Genomic DNA, 20,930 nt, shown 5'->3' on the forward strand with positions numbered 1-20,930 from the left:
TTATACAAAAGTATTTTCGGTTAATATATATAGTAGAAATACGAACCTATGCATACTAAAATACCATATATATGTTGGAGAAGGTAGAAATATGTAATTTCCAGGTTGAAAATGCAAAAATCGTTCGACAAATTCCCTCATTTCTCGCGTTGTGGATAAGTATATTCACATTATCAACAGTATAATAACTAGGTTCATCATAAAAATATCACATTTATGCACAAGTTATCTACAGGTCGCTGTAGATAACTGACATCTTGTCCTTACTTATATTTCGTGATACGTTATAACTATCATAAATCTAGTAAATAATAATTAAGAAAGAATAGATCAGGAGGGCTGCGATTATGGAACATTTGTCTGATGAATTATTAATTGAATCGTACTATAAAGCAAATGAATTAAGATTAAGCCCTGATTTTGTTTCACTTATTGAAGATGAAATATATCGTAGAGGTTTAAGCCAGAAAATAAGATACACCAGTTAATTCGACAAAATCGACAAATAATAGTTTAGTTCATATGTAATTTACCCTTATCACGCCTTCGTTGATAAGGGTTTTTATTTTTTCTCCTAATTGTTATATGATAAGCTATTTTTTATATGTAACGTTATATCACTTTGTTACTTTACCATTTATATATTAAAATAGATATACATGTAATAAACATAAACAATAGCCTAAATAAATATTATTATGCTATTTTTAACTAAATTTGATGGAGGTCGTAGCATAGATGATTTTTGCAGTATTAATTCCACTTGTACTCGCTTTATTTATCCCCCTTATAAGCAAGGCTAAACATAAAGTGCATACAGGTATATTCGTTTTATTTATCCCCTTAGGAATCTTCCTTTATTTTATTCGTTATATCGGGAATGACTTTTCTCCTGTACGTCATACATATAACTGGATTCCTTCCCTAAATATTAACTTTGATTTTTATTTAGATGGTCTTAGCTTATTATTTGTACTATTAATAAGTGGAATTGGTACTCTTGTAGTGTTTTATTCCATTTATTACTTACATAAGACAGAAAAGTTAGGGCATTTTTATGTTTATTTACTCATGTTCATGTCTGCAATGCTAGGAGTAGTATTGTCTGATAATGTCTTTGTTCTTTATTCCTTTTGGGAATTAACATCGATTTCCTCATTCTTATTAATTGGTTATTGGCACCATAGGGAACGTTCTCGTTATGGAGCGCAAAAGTCAATGCTTATTACTGTATTTGGCGGGTTGAGTATGCTAGGTGGTCTAGTATTACTAACAGTAATAACAGGGACAACAAGTATTCGTTCGATGATTGATCAAGTAGACATTATCCTGAATAGCAATTACTTACCTTTAATATTAGTTCTAATCTTATTAGGTGCGTTTACTAAATCAGCACAATTTCCATTTCACATTTGGCTACCTGACGCGATGGAAGCACCAACACCTGTTAGTGCATACTTACATTCCGCTACAATGGTTAAAGCAGGGATCTATCTAGTCGCACGATTCTTACCTATCTTTGTAGCCTATGAGTGGTTCTTTATTAGTGTTAGTTTGATAGGTATAGTAACCTTAATTTGGGGTTCCTATATGGCAGTCAGACAAACCGATTTAAAAGGAATTCTTGCTTTTTCAACGATCAGTCAACTTGGTATGATCATGGCCATGCTAGGGTTTGGGACAGAGGCTGCTATTTTTGCTGCTGTATTCCATATTCTGAATCACGCCACCTTTAAAGGTAGTCTCTTTATGGTTGCTGGAATTATTGATCATGAAACCGGTACTAGAGACATTCGTAAACTTGGTGGTTTATTTACGATTATGCCTATATCTGGAACGCTTGCTCTCTTTGGAACATTCTCAATGGCAGGAGTTCCGCTACCGTTCTTAAATGGGTTTTATAGTAAGGAATTATTCTTCGGAGCAACCACAGAGTTAAGTGTAACGACGAATGGTCTAGCTAGCTTCTTGTCAACAGCTGTTCCATATTTAGCTGTTTTTGGTAGTATTTTTACCTTTGTTTATTCCATGTACCTATTCTTTGGTGCATTTACAGGTCCAAAGAAATTCGACTTATTGAAGAAAAAACCTCATGAAGCACCAATTGGAATGTTAATCTCACCTATCGTGCTTGTATTAGGAGTCATTATTATTGGCCTGTTCCCTAATTTAACGAATGGAACATTAATAGCTCACGCTGCACAAGGAATCCTAAACAGCGAGATTAAACCATATCACATTCACTATTGGCATGGATTTGATTCACTGGCATTTCAGATGTCCCTAGTCGTAGTAGGAATAGGTATCGTCTTATTTTTAACAAGAAAAAAATGGAGCAATATCTATCATGTTCTTCCTGGTAAACGAAGCTTTAATAAGGTATACGACAAACTAATCCAGAAGATAGATGACTTTTCTGCAGGAATTACTAACTCTTATATGACTGGTTCTTTAAAATTATATATGTCTATTATTTTACTAACTATCATTGCTGTGACGTTTATCATTATGTTTACTACAGGTGGTTTAACTAATATTAGCTTTGATAACTTAGCTGAAGTAGAAATAATCGACTTAGCGGTAGTATTCATTATGGTGTTAGCAGCTTTAGCAACCATCTTTGTTAATAATAAGCTGGCATTAATTATTATTACAGGTATTGTTGGCTTTGGAATATCTATTCTTTTTGTCATCTTCCGTGCACCTGATTTAGCTTTAACACAACTAGTTGTTGAAACTATCTCTATGGCTCTATTCTTACTTGCCTATTATCACTTACCTGAGCTTAGAAAGAGAAATGAAACTATTACGACATCAGCAACAAATACTATTCTTGCTATAGGTATGGGTGTATTGATTACTCTGACTGGGATTGCAGCCCATAGTTCAAATTGGTTTAACACAATCTCTGAATACTTCGTAGAAACCTCCTATAAATTAGGTGGAGGACATAATATTGTTAACGTTATTCTTGTAGATATGCGTGGACTTGATACGTTATTTGAAATCGCAGTTCTAGGTATTGCTGCATTAGCCATCTATGGCCTCATTAAAGTTAGAAAGAATAAGGAGGCTGAATAATATGGAATATATCATTCTCATTTTAGCTGGAATATTATTCGCAACAGCTATCTATAACTTATTACAAAAGCAACTATTACGTATTATCATTGGAACTGTTTTACTTTCCCATGGTGCTCATCTTGTCATTTTGACGATGGGGAAATTAAAAAGAGGACAGCCTCCAATCTTAGATGATGCTGTAACAGATTATACTGATCCTTTACCACAGGCCTTAATATTAACTTCAATCGTAATAAGTTTCGGTATTACAAGTCTGTTACTTGTATTAGCTTACCGAACAGCACAAGAAAACAAGACAGATAACATCGAAGAAATGAGGGGTGAACCAAATGAGTAATTTAACAATATTACCAATAATCATCCCCATGTTAGCCGGTATCATTGTTGCGTTTACAAACTCTCGAGTGAAAATTACTCGTGCGCTTACCAAACTATTAACGATAATAAGCTTGGTTGTAGCGATGATAGTGACGTATTCTGTGTTTACAGACGGAACAATCATCTTAGAAACTGGTGATTGGGTAGCACCTTATGGAATTATATTGGTTGCAGATAAGCTTTCCATTCTTCTTATCTTAACAACGAATATCATTGCAACAGCGGCTGTATTTTACGCACCACACTCATTAACCTTAAAACAGGAGACACATTACTTTTACACTTTCTATTTCATGTTAATAGCTGGTGTGTCTGGTGCATTTTTAACTGGTGATTTATTTAACCTATTTGTTTTCTTTGAAGTACTGCTGATGGCTTCCTATGCACTAATCGTACTAGGTGGCGATCGAGTTCAATTACGTGAATCCATTAAATATGTACTGATCAATCTATTTTCTTCCATGTTATTTGTAACTGCAGTTGCGCTATTATACGGTGCAGTTGGTACAATAAACATGGCTCAAATAGCCGAACGAGTCGCAGAAGTAGAACAGGATGGGATTTTAACAACCATTGCAGTCCTTCTCTTCTTTGTGTTTGGAACGAAGGCAGCATTATTTCCGCTTTACTACTGGTTACCAAGACCATATATCGTTCCAAATCCGGTTGTATCCGCCCTATTCGGTGCGCTTTTAACTAAGGTGGGGATATATTCGATTTTGCGTGTTTTCTCCTTAATCTTTGTTCATCGAATGGAAATCACACATGAAGCTTTCATTTGGATTGCGGGACTATCTATGCTGTTTGGAGTTATTGGCGCCTTATCAACGAATAATATAAAGCTTATCATCAGCTACAATATAATCCCTGCTATCGGCTTTATCATTATGGGAATTGGTATTTTCAATCAAGATGCTCTAAGTGGATCGATTTACTATTTAATTCACGATATGATTATTAAGTCCGCTCTCTTTTTACTCGTTGGTGTGATTGCATATGTAGCAGGTACATCAGACTTAACTAAAATGAAAGGATTAATACACCATTACCCTGTAATTGGTTGGCTTCTTTTCATTTCAGCTTTTATCCTAGCAGGTATCCCCCCTTTTAGCGGGTTTATTGGAAAGTTATTATTACTAAAAGGCGCCGTTACTGCTGATGAGATTGTAATTACCATTATAGCGTTACTATCGAGTCTACTCATTCTATACTCTGTGATGAAGATATTCATTAGAGGATTTTGGGGAGAAAAGGACGATACGAAAAACTATACGAAGAAGGCTTCGTTAGGGTTAATACTTCCAATCGCCGGTTTACTTGCTGTATCCGTATTTCTTGGAGTCGGAGCTGAATTTGTTTATCCTTCCATCGAAGGAATTGCGGAGTATTTATTAGATCCTCAAATTTATATTGATTCTGTGTTAAAGGAGTAATGGGCCATGGCATTTCAAATAATTATTAATTTAATCATTGCAATCATGTGGATGTTCCTTAGTGAATCATATACATTTGCAAGCTTCATTGCGGGATATATTTGGGGAATTCTTTTAGTACTTCTACTAAATCGTTTTATTCCAGGTAGATTTTATGGAATACGAATAGTTAAAATTTTTAAGTTGATCCTCTTGTTTGTTAAAGAATTATTATTATCCAATTTAAGTATACTCAAATTGGTTTATACGCCAAAACCAGAAATTGAACCAGGGATTTTTGCTTTACCATTAGAAGTGAAGAGTAACTGGGGAATTACATTATTAGCCCATTTAATTTCACTTACACCTGGTACACTATCTGTTGCAGTATCCGACAAAAATGATGTGCTTTACATTCATGCAATGGATATCGATGAAGTTGACAAGTCGGTGAAAGAAATTAAGGATAGCTTTGAAAAAGCTATCCTGGAGGTGACCAGATAGATGACAGAAGCCATTCAACTTACTGAAGCTATATTAAGATATACGTTGATAATATGTTCTATTTCAATTGGAATCTCGCTTGTGTTACTTCTTTATCGTACATTTAAAGGGCCAACGAATCCCGATCGTGCGGTTGGCCTTGACACAATAGGAATTAACTTAATGGCATTAACGGGGCTGGTAGCGATATACCTTTCCACGCCATATTTAAACGATGTTGCCTTATTAGTAGGGATTCTCGGATTTCTAGGAACACTCGCAACGGCAAAATATGTAGAAAAGGGTGTTATTATTGACAGGGACATGGATTGAACTACTTGCTAATATTAGTATCATCTTATTATTGCTTTTCGGATCATTTATCACGCTGTCTGCATCCATTGGAATTATTCGCTTTCCAGATATATATACGAGATTACATGCAGCAACGAAAGCCTCTACCCTGGGTGTTTCCAGTATTCTAATCGCAGCATTTATTTTCTTATATGTTAAAGAGGATATTGTTAGCGGTAAATTGTTAATAGGAATATTATTTATTATGGTAACTGCTCCCGTATCCGCTCATATGATTGGTAGAGCTGCTCATAATAGTGGGGTAAAACCATTAACTAAGAATCGAACAGATGCATACGAAGAAGCAATGCAAAAACAACAATAAATCATATCGACGTCTCTGATGGATTCCTATCGGAGACGTCTTTTTTAAATTTATTGCTTGTATTTGTTTAGAAGGACAGACACAAGACACGCCCAAGTGACATAGTGTGTTTATATAGGCTATAGCCCAGCCTAGTCAGGAGGTGTATGTGTTTGTCCGGAATAATGAGTGTCCTTGCATTGCTAATAAAGGAAGCACTATTCTTTGTTTCCTATGTAAAGAATCACGCCTTTCCACAGCCCCTATCTTCAGAGGACGAAGCGAAATACATTGAGGAAATGCAAAACGGTAGTGAGGAAGCAAGAAACAAATTAATTGAACATAATTTAAGGTTAGTTGCTCATATCGTAAAAAAGTTTGAAAATACTGGGGAAGATATGGAAGACTTAATCTCCATCGGTACAATCGGCTTAATCAAGGGAATTGAGAGTTTTTCTGTTGGAAAAGGTACCAAACTTGCAACATATGCTGCAAGGTGTATAGAGAACGAAATTTTGATGCATTTGCGTGCTTTGAAAAAGGTTAAAAAAGATGTATCACTACATGATCCTATCGGTCAGGATAAAGAGGGTAACGAGATTAGTCTTATTGACATTTTAGAAGCTGAAAATGAAAATGTGATTGAATATATCCAATTAAATATGGAAATAGAAAAGATGCAGGATTATTTTTCAATTCTAGATAAACGCGAGCGAGAGGTAATCATTTATCGCTACGGATTGAATAATAAAAAAGAAATGACTCAACGGGAGATTGCAAAAAAACTTAATATATCTAGAAGTTATGTATCACGAATCGAGAAAAGGGCTCTGATGAAGGTTTTCCATGAGTATTATCGAAATGAACGTAAAGGTTGATTGTATATAAATAAAGAGACCGGGACAAAAGTAATTCTATCCAAGGTAAATCCGAACATTATCATTAGTGCACATAACCCGCCCCGGATATATACTTCGCTTTCCGTGGGCGGCTGGTGAGTCTCCTCAGAGCTATCGCTCTTGCGGGGTCTCACCGATGCCTATCCTCCCACAGGAGTCTCCGTATATTTCCGGGGCTAATATGGTCTTTGTTCGTTTTTATATCCCTTTGATTTAGTTATGTCCCGGCCTCTTTTCGTTTTGGAATCAGTTTTTCAGCATATGAAAGATTAGTCTAGATGAATTTTGTGCAGCTTTACCAAGAAATGCATCAAAGGATATGGATGATTCTTTGCCAGCTATATCAGACAGTGCTCGAACCACAACAAACGGACACTTATACTGAAAACAGACTTGAGCGATAGCAGCAGCCTCCATCTCGGCTGCAATCATAGAAGGGAATTTTTCACGTACTTCATTCACCCGTTTAGGATCTTCCATAAAAGAATCTCCTGTCGCAATTAAGCCAACTTCTCCATTAACATCTAATTGTTCGATTGCCTTCATTGCTTTCTCAACTAGCGAAGGTTCAGATTTGAATGTAGCTGGCATTCCAGGTACTTGTCCATACTCGTAATCAAAAGCAGTTACATCCACATCATGGTGTACGACATCTGTAGATACGACTATATCTCCAACTTCAAGTTTCTCAGAAAAACCACCTGCTGAGCCTGTATTTATGACGTATTCAGGTGTAAATTGCTCCATTAATATAGTTGTTGCCATAGCGGCATTTACTTTACCTATTCCCGACTTCAAAAGTACGACTTCTTTGTCTTGTAATTTTCCTTTTATGAATAGACAATTTGCTATAGATGTTTCTTCTTTGTCTTTCATCTCTTCTTTTATGATTTCAATTTCCTCATCCATTGCACCGATGATACCAATCGTCATGTTGTAATTCCTCCTAAACGTCAAGTAAAACTTATTTTTTATCGTTTTCTTTTAATAGTTCTACTAATGTAGGTTGCCACCCTTCATTATCAACCCAACTTAAATAAACTCGATATATTTCTGTTTCTGCCTTATTAGTTACAGTACCTATCGCTTTTTGATGTCCACCATTTCCAATAAACCAAGTAATCATATCTTGTTCTGTAAGACCTGTTGCTACTCTGATTGCTTGCTCCATTTCTAACCAATCTTGAGACTCCGTATCAAATTGTGTAGTGTGTGGACCTTCTTGCTCTGTACCGATTGGTTGCCATTCAGCTGTATAAGCCTCGATGACATTATCATCTTCCCCTGCAGGATCTGCTACTTCGGTTTCCACATTTTGGCTATCTGTACTTTCATTTGTTTCTGTTTCATTGTTACTCTCATCTGTTACGCCACTATTACTTTCTTCTGTTTGTGAAGAACTCTCTTCCGTTTGCGTAGATTCTTCTTCCGATGCAACGTCTGTCTCTTCCTCATTATTATCTTCACTATTCGTATTATCAGAGCTAGCAATTTCATTAGAATCAGTAGGTTCGTCCTCTGGACCAAATATCCATAAACCTAATAATAGAATAACAAGGAAGCTTGCTGCAATTAGTAATACAGTCATTAATTTGGTGTTTTTACGTCTTTTCTCAAATTTGTTTACACGAGTATATCTATCAAAATCACTCATTCTATCTTCCCCTCCCTATGTATACCTTATTATATTACCATAATTTATATGCTAGGAATAATATCCTTTAATTACTATCATGTTTCATTTTATTGATATATTCATTACTATTAAATATGAGAATAAGTACAAGCAATAATCATCCAATTCCAGTAATTATTAAATAATATTAAAAAAGCGGAGTTATCACTCCGCTTTCACTTTTACTACTCTACTTTTAATATTTTTACTTGAATCTCTCCACCAGGAGTAACTACTCCTACTTTTTCTCCTATTTCATGGCCTAATAAACTTTTTGCCATTGGAGAATCGTTGGAGATTTTACCTTCGAATGGGTCAGCCTCAGCACTTCCTACGATTGTATACGTTTCTTCTTCTCCGTCTGGTAGCTCTTGGAAGGTAACTGATTTACCTAATGAAACCATATTTGGATTGTCATTATCATGTTCAATAATTACTGCATTACGAATCATTTTTTCTACTTGTGCAATGCGGGATTCTACAAAAGCTTGTTCATCTTTTGCAGCGTCGTATTCAGAGTTCTCGGATAAGTCACCGAATCCTCTTGCTACTTTAATTCTTTCAACAACTTCTTGTCTTCTTTCCGTTTTTAAGAAAAGAAGTTCTTGTTCTAACTTCTCTTTCCCCTCTTGTGTCATATAATAACTTTTTTCAACAGCCATAAAAACACTCCTTTGTCTATCTACTGCTTCAAATAACACTATTTTTCGATGAGGAATACTCCAGCATCAACTAAAAAGTATACTAACCATAACTATGGCAGATTTTATTTTAATTTTCAATACTTTTGATTAAACTATTTATCTTTATTTTTTGACAAGATATCTGCAATTTTTGTCGCCATTAAGTCGATGGCAACATGATTTTCTCCACCTTCAGGAATAATGATATCAGCATATCGCTTGGTTGGCTCAATAAATTGTAAGTGCATTGGTCGTACAGCATTTAGGTACTGATCAATAACTGAATCTAACGTTCTTCCTCGATCTTTAATGTCTCTTAATAACCTTCTAATAATCCTTAAGTCAGCGTCTGTATCTACAAACACCTTTATATCCATTAAATCAACTAAACGCGGATCTTCTAGAATTAAGATTCCTTCTAGGATTATAACATCCTTTGGTTCTACTTTTATAACTTCCTTAGAGCGATTATGAACTTTATAGTCATAGACTGGTTTATCGATAGGTTTATGATCTAAAAGGTCATGTATATGTTTGATGAGTAGATCATTATCAAAAGCGAGCGGGTGGTCATAATTTGTCTGTAGGCGCTCCTCAAATGGTAAATGACTTTGGTCTTTATAATAATAATCTTGTTCAATAACAAGAATTGTCTTATCAGTAAATCGCTGGCAGATTGATTTTGTTACAGATGTCTTTCCACTTCCACTTCCACCCGCAACCCCAATTACTACTGGTTTGTCTTGCATCTTGCAACCTCTTTTCTATTTTTTATAACTAATTGCAACCCCATCACCAATAGGTAATATTGTTGTGATAAAGCTTGGATGATTAGCCAGCCATTCATTATATGCCCTTATTTTATCCACCATCTTTTTATATCGTGGCTGTTCAAAGTTTGGATCTAAGACATAGCCTCTAAATAATACATTATCAGAAATAATAATGCCATTTTCTTCTAATAAAGGCATTGATAATTCGAAAAAACGTTTGTATTGACCTTTGGCTGCATCAATAAAGATACAATTGTATGTTTGATTATCCTCACCTAGTTTGCTTATCACTTCTAGAGCATCCCCATGGATGATTTCAATCTTAGATTCTTTTTTGAGATTTGCTATATTCTTAACAGCTTGTTGGTATCTTATGTCGTCTTTCTCAATCGTTGTAATACTTGCATCTGGATTTGCTTCGTTCATTCTTAATGCAGAATAACCAATCGCAGCTCCTATTTCTAAAATTTTTCCTGGTTTATTAAGCCGAATTAATTGCATAAGAAAATTAATCCCAACTGGATCCATAATTGGTATATGGTCTTCTTTCGCCTGGGTTTCGAGTTCCTTAACCCACTGTTCTGTACTTGGTAGATGTTTCATTAAGTAGTTAGTTAAGTATTCTTCCATCATTAGCCCTCTTTTTATACTCATCCTATTAGGATAACTAGTCTTTACCAATTTAATTCAAAAAAACGGGAAATGTGAAAAACAATTCACACTCCCTCTTTGTCTAATTGATATATTGATTTTTATAAGCATTATGTTCTTCTAAGGTTTCCGAGTAATAAATGTTCCCTTCCCCATCATGTAAGAAATACAAAAACGCGGTTTCTTCTGGGTTTATGGAAGATTCTAATGCGCTTTCTGAGAAATTAGAAATAGGCCCAATAGGTAAGCCATTTATATGATAGGTATTAAAAGGAGACTCTACTTCTAAATCCGACAATAACACCTTTTCTTTATGACCACCAATTGCATATAATACCGTCGGGTCTGTTTGAAGAGGCATACCAATATCTAGACGATTGTAAAATATCCCCGCAATTTTTTTACGCTGATCTTCTGTAACAGCTTCCTTTTCGACAATAGAGGCCATTGTTGCAGCCTCATGGATAGTCAATCCACTTTCATTGATACCATCGATATACTTCCATAGAACCGCTTGAGACTTATTCAACATATTTTCTATCACTACTTCAACGGAAGGATCTTCTTGATAGAAATCGTACGTAGCAGCAAATAAATAACCTTCCAGTGCATATCTAAGTTCAGGATTTAGAATATCCTCTGTTAAGATAGAATATTGTTCGATTAACTGATTGATATAGTTAGGATCAGTTACCTTATCTAGAAATTCCTCTTCTGTTATCGGCAATTTTTCTGCGTAAATAGCTGCGATTTCCTCAATTGTTAAACCTTCTGGAATCGTTACGCGAAGTACTGGTTCTTTAATAATTCGACCACTTTTAAGGGATTCTATAATTTCATCAAAGGTCATTGATTTAGTAAATGTATAGTTACCTGCTTGAAAACCAGATTCATTCTTAAATTTAATATAGAAACGAAAAATCATCGAATCTTTAATTAAGTTATTTTCCTCTAGTATTTCAGCAATACTTGATGTGGAAGAACCTAAAGGAATTTCTATTTCTATACCTTGCTCATTTCCTGGTTCTACTGGTTGTAGAGCCGATTTTACATACTTATAACCAGAGATACCACTGACCGCAAGGATAATTATAAGAGTGATAAGAACTATTGCTACTATTTTACGAACAGTTCTCGCTTCTTCTCCTCTAGCAATTAAATTATCTTTAAAGTTTCCTTTATCTTTACCTGATGCCATTCATCGTCCCCCTCTCATCCGGTATATTATACTAAAAAAAGACAAGATACGCTAGGATTAATCTACTTGAATATAACAGGGCATTATATAATTCCTTTTCTTATCTTTGTAAGTTATTATATGAATACCTTTTAGTCCAAAAGAAAAGAGATTGGGACAAATGTATTTCTATCAAAGGTAAAATCGAACATTTTGTTAGTGCACATAACTCGCCCCAGAAATATACTGCGCTTTCCGTGGGCGGCTGGTGAGCCTCCTCAGAGCTAACGCTCTTGCGGGGTCTCACCTATGCCTATCCTCCCACAGGAGTCTCCGTATATTTCCGGGGCTAATGTAGTGCTTGTTCGTCTTTTACTACCCTTGATTGAGTTATGTCCCAACCTCATCGGAATAAAATAATGCTAATCGTTTAATTCCTCTTCTTCTGCAAGCGTATTGAGCATTTCTTCTACAATTTCCCATTCTTCATCGGATTCAATTGCAAATAAAGTAATATCTCCGTCTTCTTTTTCATCATAACGGAAAGCATAAACTTCTACTTCCTCGTCATCTTGCTGCTCAGCCGGCACTACTGCAATGTAAGAATTTCCTGTGTCATCTACATCGAAAGTAAATAATACCTCAAATAAATGCTCTTCACCATTTTCGTCTGGAATGATAATGCGTTCTTTTTCTTCAATTGCCATAATTTAATTCTCCTTTTCACTTTTGATCAAGATAGCCTTGTAATATCATCATTGCTGCCATTTTATCAATTACCTTTTTACGTTTTTTACGACTAACATCCGCTTCTAGTAATACTCTTTCTGCAGCCATAGTCGTTAAACGTTCATCCCATAAAACGGTTTGGAGATTGTGTGTCTTTTCTATATGTTCTGCGAAACGCATAGATGCTTCACCACGTTCTCCTATCGTACCGTTCATATTTTTTGGTAACCCAATGACAGCTTTTTCAATATTATGCTCTTCTATGATTTGTTTTAATTGACTATCTGCAGATTGGATATCTTTTTCATCCCATTTAATCGTTGTTATGCCTTGAGCTGTCCATCCCAATTCATCACTTACTGCGACTCCAATTGTTTTAGAGCCAACATCTAAACCCATTATTTTCATTTATTGACCTTTATACTGCTGTTCCAAATAATATTTAACTAATTCTTCAATCACTTCATCACGTTCAATTCTGCGAATTAGATTTCTAGCATCTTTATATCTAGGGATATAAGCAGGGTCACCCGATAATAAATATCCGACGATTTGGTTAATTGGATTATAGCCTTTTTCTTGAAGTGCCTCATGGACAGTCATCAGAATTTCCTTAATATCTCGATCAAATGGCTCTTCTGAAAAGTTGAATTTCATTGTTTTATCGATTGAACTCATCACGACACCTCATTCCACAATTTGTTTCTATATACATTCTAACATGTTTAAAAGATTTAATATAATATTTTAGAAATATATTACAGAGTTTTAGTTCCTGTATCCAGACCGCGGTTCAAATACACTCCGCTTTCCGTCTATTTGAACCGCTCAGAGTATATTGTTTGTTTAATTTCTTTATAAAAACTTAAAACAATCAACTTAGTATAATATATACAGTTCAAGATAAGTGGTTGGCTTATCCTTTTAAGTTAGTCTCTACATATTCTTTCGTAAACTCTAAAGCGTCTTTAATTTTACTAGCATCTTTACCACCTGCTTGTGCCATGTCTGGGCGTCCACCGCCACCGCCACCGCAAAGCTGTGCAGCTCGTTTAATTAAGTTACCAGCATGTAAACCTCTATCAATTAAATCTTTAGATACACCAGCTGCAAGCTGAACCTTATTGTCACTTTCTGTAGCTAACAAGATTATCGCAGAACCAAGTTTTTGTTTCAACTCATCTACCATTGTTCTCAATTGGTTCATATCCTTCACATTTACTTTCTGTGCTAGGACTGATACCCCTGCGATTTCTACTACTTGGTCAATAATAGATGATGCTTCTAGATTTGAAAGCTTAGCACTTAACGACTCATTTTCCTTTTGTAATGATTTAATCTCTTGGAAGAGTGACTCGATTCGCTCTGGTACCTTATCATCACTAACTTTTACAAGTTGAGCTGTCTGCTGTAGTAGATTTACTTTGTCTGATAAGAATGCATATGCTTGTTTACTAGTCACAGCCTCAATACGGCGAGTTCCTGCACCAATACCACCTTCAGACACAATCTTAAATAAACCGATCTCTGATGTATTACGAACATGACATCCACCACATAATTCAAGGCTATACCCACCAATTTGAACGACACGAACGACCTCTCCATATTTCTCACCGAAGAGAGCCATTGCTCCCATTTCTTTTGCTTCAGACAAACTCTTGTAGCTAATATCTAGTGAAATAGACTCCCAAATCTTTTCATTAACAATCTTCTCTATTTGATTTAGCTCATCTGCTGAGACTGCGCTAAAGTGTGAGAAGTCAAAGCGCAAGCGATCTGGTGCTACTAAAGAACCTGCTTGGTTTACATGCGTACCAAGTACATCCTTCAAAGCTTGATGTAATAAATGGGTTGCTGTATGATTCTTAATGATTAAATTACGAGAATCGATCTCTACGATTGCTCTCACCGTATCTTTTACCAGTAATTCACCATCTTCGACAAGTACACGTTGAATATTTTGTCCTTTAGGAGACTTTTTAACATCCTTCACTGATACAGTTGCGGTTGAACTAGAGATAGTTCCTTGGTCAGCAACTTGACCACCACTTTCTGCGTAAAACGGTGTTTCTTTAAGAAAGACTAACACTTCTTCTCCTTTTTTTGCACTATCTACCAGTTCGCCATCTCTTATCATAGCTACTATTTGTGTATCAACCTCTAATGTTTCGTAGCCAATAAACTCACTAACAATGTCTAGTTTACCTAATACCTCATCCTGAACATGCATGGAATCTACTTTTTGTCGAGCACTTCTTGCACGCTCTCGTTGTTTTTCCATTTCTAGTTCATAGCCTTCCTCATCAACCGTAAATCCTAGTTCCTCTACATATTCTGCGGTTAATTCTTTAGGAAATCCGTATGTGTCATAAAGTCGGAATACTTCTTCACCAGGAAAAACAGTGGATTTTTTAGCTTTTTCTTTTTCAATAATAGAAGTAAGAATATCTAGCCCATCATTCAGTGTTTCATGGAATCTTTCTTCTTCTACCTTTATGATATTTTGGATAAAGTCATGTTGTTTTAGAACCGTTGGGTAAAAATCTTTCATTATTTCACCAACTGTTGAAACTAGTTCAAACATAAATGGCTTTTCTATGCCGATTTCCTTTGCAAAACGGACTGCACGACGAATTAAACGTCTTAGAACATATCCTCTTCCATCATTAGAAGGTAATGCCCCATCACTTATAGCAAAACTTACCGTTCTAATATGATCGGCAATAACTTTATAAGCGGTATCACTCGCTTTATCTGCCCCATATTTCACGTTAGTTAATTGTTCCGTTTTCTTTATAATAGGCATAAATAAATCTGTTTCAAAGTTCGTAGGTACATCTTGAATAACAGATACAATCCGTTCTAATCCCATGCCCGTATCAATATTTTTCTTCGGTAGTGGTGTATACGTGTCATCTGGATTATGGTTAAATTGGGAAAATACTAGGTTCCATATTTCTAAGTATCTATCGTTTTCACCACCAGGATATAATTCTGGGTCATCTTGGTTGTTACCATAACTTTCTCCACGATCATAGAAAATTTCAGTATTAGGACCACTTGGACCTTCACCAATATCCCAGAAGTTTTCTTCTAAACGGATAATTCTTTCCTTAGGAAGTTTAATGTCATTTAACCACATATCATATGCTTCATCATCTTCAGGGTGTACTGTTACTGATAATTTTTCTGGATCTAAACCTAACCATTTATCACTCGTTAGAAATTCCCAAGCAAACTCAATCGCTTCTTTTTTGAAATAATCGCCAATGGAGAAATTACCTAACATTTCAAAGAAAGTATGGTGTCTAGCAGTGTATCCTACGTTTTCAATATCATTTGTGCGAATAGACTTTTGTGCATTTACGATACGTGGATTTTCTGGTATTACACGGCCATCAAAGTACTTTTTTAATGTTGCAACCCCACTATTTATCCATAATAAAGTTGGATCATCTTGTGGAACTAATGATGCACTTGGCTCCACCTTATGTCCCTTTTCTTGAAAGAAGTCCAAGTACATTTGTCTAATTTGAGCAGATGTTAATTTTTTCATGCTATATCCTCCTTTTTTGTTTACAGCTATTACTTTTAATAAAGCGTCCTAACTCAGTGAACTACCTACTAATTCCTTTTAAAGAAGAAAATTAGCAAATAAAAAAATCCCCTCTCTGCAACATTGCAGGGACGAGATTAATCGCGGTACCACCCTTATTATGGACTGTTTATCCATCACCTTCAGCATGATAACGGTTTGAAACCGACGGGAATTAGCCGTACTCAGGCATAGCTTTCCATGGTTCTAATTTAAGATTTCTTTCAGCCTAAGGAAATCTCTCTCTACAAATCGATTGCCACGTACTCAGTGCCTTCATCGTGTTAAATACTATTGATAGCGATATTATAGTTAACTTTATTCAAAAAGTCAATTTTGTCTAATCATAATCCAACTATGTTTGATAATTACCCTTAGGATGGTTAGTGTGGGGACAGCAAGTACCATCCCTAATACACCACCTAACTTACCACCAAGCAAAAGCGCAAAGATAATGGCAACAGGGTGGATTCTAATACTTCTACCAACAATATATGGTGATAAGAGATTACTTTCTATTAATTGAATGACAAAAACGCCAATTAAAACGAAAAGAACCATTTTCCCCGATATTGTCAAAGCAATTAGTACTGCTGGCACAGCCCCAATAATTGGACCAAAGTATGGAATAATATTCATCAGGCCCATAAATATTGCTAATAAAAGAGCATACTTCAACCCTAAAAATTGAAAGGTAATGTAGCTTGTAATAGCAACAAACAAACAGACTAATAACTGCCCCCGAATATAACCACCTAATCCCTCATCAATTGCATGGACTAGGTTACTAGAAGATTTCCTATATTTCTTAGGAAGTGAATTTTTTACGTATCCTTTAATCTTCTCATAATCCTTTAGAAAATAAAATACAAGGACAGGAATTACTGTTATGATCACTATAAAGTCAATAATCTTTGTTACGCCACCAATTAATTGTCCAATCAACGTGTCAATAGAAAGCTCGATGGACCGAATAGTTTCATCAATTTTATCATGTACGGTTTCAGGTAAAAACGAGGTAGACGCATATAACTGATAGATGATATCTTGGTACATCGCTACTAATTGTGGTAGATATTCGTCTAAATCCCTTAATTGCACCACTGCAGCTGGATATACCCGATAGATCAAATAACCTACACCACCGAAAAAGAATAAGTAAATAAATAGTATCGCTATACTTCTAGGAATGTTGTATTGATGAATCTTTTGGACAATAGGATACAATAAGTAAGCTATGATACAAGCAATTAAAAAAGGTGCCGTTAAATGCCAAAGAAAAGAAAAAAAAGCTTTATAATATGGAAAAAGCTTTACTAACAAATAGATAAACAGAAATACAAATATTCCAGTGATAATCCAATAGAGAAAATTATTTGATTTATTTTGAGGAAGCATTCGATACACCCCTTAAGTGATGAATATTCAAGTCCAAAACAAAAGGGTTACCATTCTAGTTTTCTCTCTTCCTCTGTAAATAAATCATTAAGTGAACTTAAGCTACCATCAGCCTCAACTTGGTGAACGGTTAATTCGTTTCCAGATACAGACATTTCTACGAAGCAATTCCAACAATAGAATTGTTGTGATCCTATTTTCCCTATATCTTTGCTGCTACAATTAGGACATCGCATTAACATGAATACTAATCTCTCCTGATAAATAATATTAGTATTATGTTATAGTTTCCCGATTATCCCAAAATATACCTAATCACATGAAATCATAAGGAGAAATTTCATCTTCTTCATCTAGCGAATGATCAACTTGAATATCTAGATTTTCAAGTCGCTCTGCCAATAACTCCTTCAGCGAGGTGTAGCGTTTATTTGTATCAATTGTTTGTATCCCGTGATAGAAACTCTGCTTCTCTCCACATAGAATTAGTGACTTCTGCCCTCTAGTAATCCCTGTGTATAGTAGATTTTTTCTTAGCATTCGATGATAAGCAGATACAACCGGAAGGATTACAATTGGAAATTCACTTCCTTGTGATTTATGAATAGAAATACAATATGCTAGCATTAAATTAATATAGTCTTTCCGCTCATATACAACTTCCCGTTCATCAAAGGAAACTACCAATTGCTCCACATTTTCTGTATTCTCATTCTCTCGAAAAATAGCAACTACTTCACCTATATCACCATTAAACACTTGATCTTCTGGTTGATTGACAAGCTGTATGACTTTATCACCTATTCGGAATACACCATCGGCTGTTTTAACTTCCCTTTTACCTTTACTTCTAGGATTGATTAATTCTTGAAGCGCATGATTAATAGCAGTAATTCCTGCCTGAGACTTATACATCGGAGCTAATACTTGAATATCTTTAACATCAAGTCCTTTGTTTAAGGCTTTTTCAAATACTTTTGTAATAACCTCAACCACCTGATGCTCGCGACAATTAATAAAGCTGAAATCCTTATCATTGGTTAAAAAATCAGTAGAAAATGTCTCATTTTTTATACCATGGGCAAGTTGAATGATTTTCGATCCTTCTTTTTGTCTATACACTTCATGAAGGCTTACTTTTTGTATTTGTTGGTTTTCCAATAAATCCGTTAATACCTGTCCTGGTCCGACTGAAGGAAGCTGGTCTTCATCCCCAACAATTAAAACTTGCATATCGGTTGGAATAGCCTTAAATAGGTTATTTGCTAGCCAAATATCAACCATAGAAAACTCATCAATGATTAGATACTTACCATTTAACTGCTCATGTTCATCTTTTTCGAATCCATCACTACCATTCCATCCTAGCAATCGGTGAATAGTTAAAGCTGGTAAGCCTGTAGATTCAGTTAACCTTTTTGCTGCTCTACCTGTAGGGGCTGTTAATACAAAGGGGAAATCCTTTTTGTATTGATAATCATCTGGATCAATGGAAACTTTATGGATGGCTGCATATGCCTTAATGATACCTTTTATAACTGTCGTTTTTCCTGTGCCTGGTCCACCTGTTAAGATCATTAGCTTTGACTTTAATGCTTGCTCGATTGCTGCAAATTGTTCTTTTCCATAACTTAGAATTTCTTCTTCTTCTATTTTGCCAATTATCTTCATCAAATCTGCTAAAGTAGTCTCATCCTCCATGTCACTTGAAATAAGTCGCTTAATACTGGAAGCAAAGCCATCTTCAGCATAGTAAAGTGTAGGTAGATAGACATTTCCGTTATACAAAATGACTTTCTTTTCTTTGTTTAACTCTTCAAGAACAGCTGAGATTTCTTCCTGTGTTAATTCTTGTCCTGGACCTCTTAATAAGGATCCAATTTCTGCAAGACACTGATCTAATGGTAAGAATACATGGCCATCCTGAACACTCTTTTGCAATATGTAAATACATCCAGCCCCAATTCGGTTAGGACTGGATAAAGAGATACCATTCTTCTTGGCAATTTCGTCTGCTGTTTGAAACCCGAATCCTTCAATATCAAATACAAAACGGTAAGGGTCGTCTTGTAGTATATTAATTGCTTCATCTTTATATTGAACATATACTTTTTGGGCTATCTTTAACCCAATATTATATTTAGACAAATGAACGACAACATGTTCAAAACCTTGATTTTCATGAATGGTCTTAACGATAGTTGCTATAGATTCCTTTTTTAAACCGGGGACATTATCCAAGACATTAGGATCGTTTAAGATTTTTGAAACTACTGATTCACCTAAATAGTCAACAACTTTTTTGGCCGTCCTCTTTCCGATTCCATAGAACAAGTCACTAGATAGGTAAGCAATTAAACCATCTTTGGTATCTGGTAGAAAGGTCTGATACGAAGTTACGTTATATTGTTGTCCATACTTCGGGTGCTTTTCTAGTTGCCCAAGAAACTTATAAACAGTTCCTTCCTGTAATTGTGAAAAATAACCCTTTACTACTATTTCCTTCTCTTCAAAGGTTACATTAGTATCTAGTACTTTTACTTTTGCAATGGAAAAATGCTCTACATCATTATGAAAAATGGTGTAAAGTAGCTCACCCTTAACGTAATTCTCTTCTACTGCTATTTTTTGCCCATTGTCCATGCTAAATACCCTCACAATTCTCGAACTACTAGTGTAATGCTTCTTCTACTACCCGCTTCCCATTGGCTGCTAATACATGGTCAGGATTATATTCTAATGCTTGATTAAAATAATTTATCGCACTAGTCGCATCTTCTTCAAACATGGCGATAACTCCTAGATTATATAACGCATCACTATGTTTAACGTTTAATTCTATAACTAATTCAAACACTTTCTTTGCATCAGTTAGTAAATCACTTTGTGCTAATGCCAGACCATATTGAAAGAGGACTTCTTCATCACTTGGTGTTAACTCACTTGCTCGTAATAAGTATGGTAGAGCAAGCTTAAATTGTTGCTGATTTTGGTGCGACATACCGAGCATAAAATAGACGTCAGCTTCCTCTAACCCATGTTTAATTGCCTCTAAAAAGTTTTGTTGTGCCTTTGGGAAATCTTCTCTTTCATAATAAACATTACCTAATCCATAAAAAGCTGTAGCTGCTTTGCTATCTAGTGTGATCGCTTTTTCAAAAAAATTAACAGCTCTATCATGATCACTTAGATGTAATAAAAGATTACCAAAATTGATAAACCCAACTGGATCATTTGGATTTTCTTCTATATATTCATTAAATAGATCCGCAGCTTCCTCATACTTATTATCCTTCATTAACTCTACTGCTTCTGCAATTTTATTCATTTTC

At 35.3% G+C, this 20,930-nt stretch carries 22 protein-coding genes and 1 other annotated feature; of the genes, 8 read left to right on the top strand and 14 right to left on the bottom strand.

What is annotated here, in order from left to right:
* Nucleotides 1-347 precede the first annotated feature (347 nt).
* The 8 genes from sda (at nucleotide 348) to sigK (ending at nucleotide 6,893) form a co-directional block, all read left to right on the top strand.
* Nucleotides 348-488 carry a sporulation histidine kinase inhibitor Sda gene (gene sda / locus TE34_RS18815; RefSeq protein WP_047986355.1) on the top strand — a complete coding sequence of 47 codons (141 nt, stop codon included), beginning with the start codon at nucleotides 348-350 and terminating at the stop codon, nucleotides 486-488.
* Between the two features lie 250 nt (nucleotides 489-738).
* Entirely contained in the window at nucleotides 739-3,081 is a 2,343-nt protein-coding gene (locus TE34_RS18820) for a Na+/H+ antiporter subunit A (protein WP_047986356.1), read from the top strand.
* A gap of 1 nt (nucleotide 3,082) precedes the next feature.
* Entirely contained in the window at nucleotides 3,083-3,421 is a 339-nt protein-coding gene (locus TE34_RS18825; protein WP_047986357.1) for a Na(+)/H(+) antiporter subunit C, read from the top strand.
* Complete coding sequence (locus TE34_RS18830; RefSeq protein WP_047986358.1) at nucleotides 3,414-4,895, top strand: Na+/H+ antiporter subunit D; 1,482 nt, start codon at nucleotides 3,414-3,416, stop codon at nucleotides 4,893-4,895. The genes TE34_RS18825 and TE34_RS18830 overlap by 8 nt, the downstream gene beginning before the upstream one ends.
* 6 nt (nucleotides 4,896-4,901) lie before the next feature.
* A complete protein-coding gene (locus TE34_RS18835; protein ID WP_047986359.1) occupies nucleotides 4,902-5,378 on the top strand; it encodes a Na+/H+ antiporter subunit E in 477 nt (158 codons plus the stop codon).
* A complete protein-coding gene (locus TE34_RS18840; RefSeq protein ID WP_047986360.1) occupies nucleotides 5,379-5,690 on the top strand; it encodes a monovalent cation/H+ antiporter complex subunit F in 312 nt (103 codons plus the stop codon).
* Complete coding sequence (gene mnhG, locus TE34_RS18845; RefSeq protein ID WP_047986361.1) at nucleotides 5,671-6,036, top strand: monovalent cation/H(+) antiporter subunit G; 366 nt, start codon at nucleotides 5,671-5,673, stop codon at nucleotides 6,034-6,036. The genes TE34_RS18840 and mnhG overlap by 20 nt, the downstream gene beginning before the upstream one ends.
* 152 nt (nucleotides 6,037-6,188) lie before the next feature.
* The gene (gene sigK / locus TE34_RS18850) at nucleotides 6,189-6,893 is read left to right on the top strand and encodes an RNA polymerase sporulation sigma factor SigK (protein ID WP_047986362.1); all 705 of its coding nucleotides are present in this window, start codon (nucleotides 6,189-6,191) and stop codon (nucleotides 6,891-6,893) included.
* Nucleotides 6,894-7,160: 267 nt separating this feature from the next.
* On the opposite strand, the gene mtnN is transcribed toward sigK, so the two are convergent.
* From mtnN to TE34_RS18920, 14 genes are all read right to left on the bottom strand, one after another.
* Nucleotides 7,161-7,847 carry a 5'-methylthioadenosine/S-adenosylhomocysteine nucleosidase gene (gene mtnN, locus TE34_RS18855; protein ID WP_047986363.1) on the bottom strand — a complete coding sequence of 229 codons (687 nt, stop codon included), beginning with the start codon at nucleotides 7,845-7,847 and terminating at the stop codon, nucleotides 7,161-7,163.
* Between the two features lie 31 nt (nucleotides 7,848-7,878).
* On the bottom strand, nucleotides 7,879-8,568 hold the full coding sequence (locus TE34_RS18860; protein ID WP_047986364.1) for a YrrS family protein: 690 nt from the start codon (nucleotides 8,566-8,568) through the stop codon (nucleotides 7,879-7,881).
* A 206-nt stretch (nucleotides 8,569-8,774) separates the two neighbouring features.
* Nucleotides 8,775-9,251: a transcription elongation factor GreA gene (greA, locus tag TE34_RS18865; protein ID WP_047986365.1), complete on the bottom strand. Its 477-nt coding sequence runs from the start codon at nucleotides 9,249-9,251 to the stop codon at nucleotides 8,775-8,777.
* A 134-nt stretch (nucleotides 9,252-9,385) separates the two neighbouring features.
* Nucleotides 9,386-10,021: a uridine kinase gene (gene udk, locus TE34_RS18870; RefSeq protein ID WP_047986366.1), complete on the bottom strand. Its 636-nt coding sequence runs from the start codon at nucleotides 10,019-10,021 to the stop codon at nucleotides 9,386-9,388.
* 15 nt (nucleotides 10,022-10,036) lie between these two features.
* Nucleotides 10,037-10,675, bottom strand: a complete 639-nt coding sequence (locus TE34_RS18875) for an O-methyltransferase (RefSeq protein WP_047986367.1) — start codon at nucleotides 10,673-10,675, stop codon at nucleotides 10,037-10,039.
* A 103-nt stretch (nucleotides 10,676-10,778) separates the two neighbouring features.
* Nucleotides 10,779-11,894: an endolytic transglycosylase MltG gene (gene mltG / locus TE34_RS18880; protein WP_047986368.1), complete on the bottom strand. Its 1,116-nt coding sequence runs from the start codon at nucleotides 11,892-11,894 to the stop codon at nucleotides 10,779-10,781.
* A gap of 401 nt (nucleotides 11,895-12,295) precedes the next feature.
* Nucleotides 12,296-12,580 (bottom strand): DUF1292 domain-containing protein, encoded by a 285-nt coding sequence (locus TE34_RS18885; protein ID WP_047986369.1) that lies wholly within the window; start codon nucleotides 12,578-12,580, stop codon nucleotides 12,296-12,298.
* A gap of 16 nt (nucleotides 12,581-12,596) precedes the next feature.
* The gene (gene ruvX, locus TE34_RS18890; protein WP_047986370.1) at nucleotides 12,597-13,010 is read right to left on the bottom strand and encodes a Holliday junction resolvase RuvX; all 414 of its coding nucleotides are present in this window, start codon (nucleotides 13,008-13,010) and stop codon (nucleotides 12,597-12,599) included.
* Nucleotides 13,011-13,280 (bottom strand): IreB family regulatory phosphoprotein, encoded by a 270-nt coding sequence (locus TE34_RS18895; protein ID WP_047986371.1) that lies wholly within the window; start codon nucleotides 13,278-13,280, stop codon nucleotides 13,011-13,013.
* Between the two features lie 238 nt (nucleotides 13,281-13,518).
* Complete coding sequence (gene alaS, locus TE34_RS18900; RefSeq protein ID WP_047986372.1) at nucleotides 13,519-16,161, bottom strand: alanine--tRNA ligase; 2,643 nt, start codon at nucleotides 16,159-16,161, stop codon at nucleotides 13,519-13,521.
* 124 nt (nucleotides 16,162-16,285) lie between these two features.
* Nucleotides 16,286-16,489: a binding site (T-box leader), on the bottom strand.
* Between the two features lie 41 nt (nucleotides 16,490-16,530).
* Nucleotides 16,531-17,598: an AI-2E family transporter gene (locus TE34_RS18905; protein WP_047986373.1), complete on the bottom strand. Its 1,068-nt coding sequence runs from the start codon at nucleotides 17,596-17,598 to the stop codon at nucleotides 16,531-16,533.
* A gap of 47 nt (nucleotides 17,599-17,645) precedes the next feature.
* On the bottom strand, nucleotides 17,646-17,840 hold the full coding sequence (locus tag TE34_RS18910) for a hypothetical protein (RefSeq protein ID WP_047986374.1): 195 nt from the start codon (nucleotides 17,838-17,840) through the stop codon (nucleotides 17,646-17,648).
* A 73-nt stretch (nucleotides 17,841-17,913) separates the two neighbouring features.
* Complete coding sequence (recD2, locus tag TE34_RS18915; protein WP_047986375.1) at nucleotides 17,914-20,241, bottom strand: SF1B family DNA helicase RecD2; 2,328 nt, start codon at nucleotides 20,239-20,241, stop codon at nucleotides 17,914-17,916.
* A gap of 28 nt (nucleotides 20,242-20,269) precedes the next feature.
* Nucleotides 20,270-20,926 (bottom strand): tetratricopeptide repeat protein, encoded by a 657-nt coding sequence (locus tag TE34_RS18920; protein ID WP_047986376.1) that lies wholly within the window; start codon nucleotides 20,924-20,926, stop codon nucleotides 20,270-20,272.
* Nucleotides 20,927-20,930: the final 4 nt, after the last annotated feature.

This window comes from Ornithinibacillus californiensis, from assembly GCF_001038485.1.
GTDB classification, from domain to species: Bacteria; Bacillota; Bacilli; order Bacillales; family Amphibacillaceae; genus Ornithinibacillus; species Ornithinibacillus californiensis.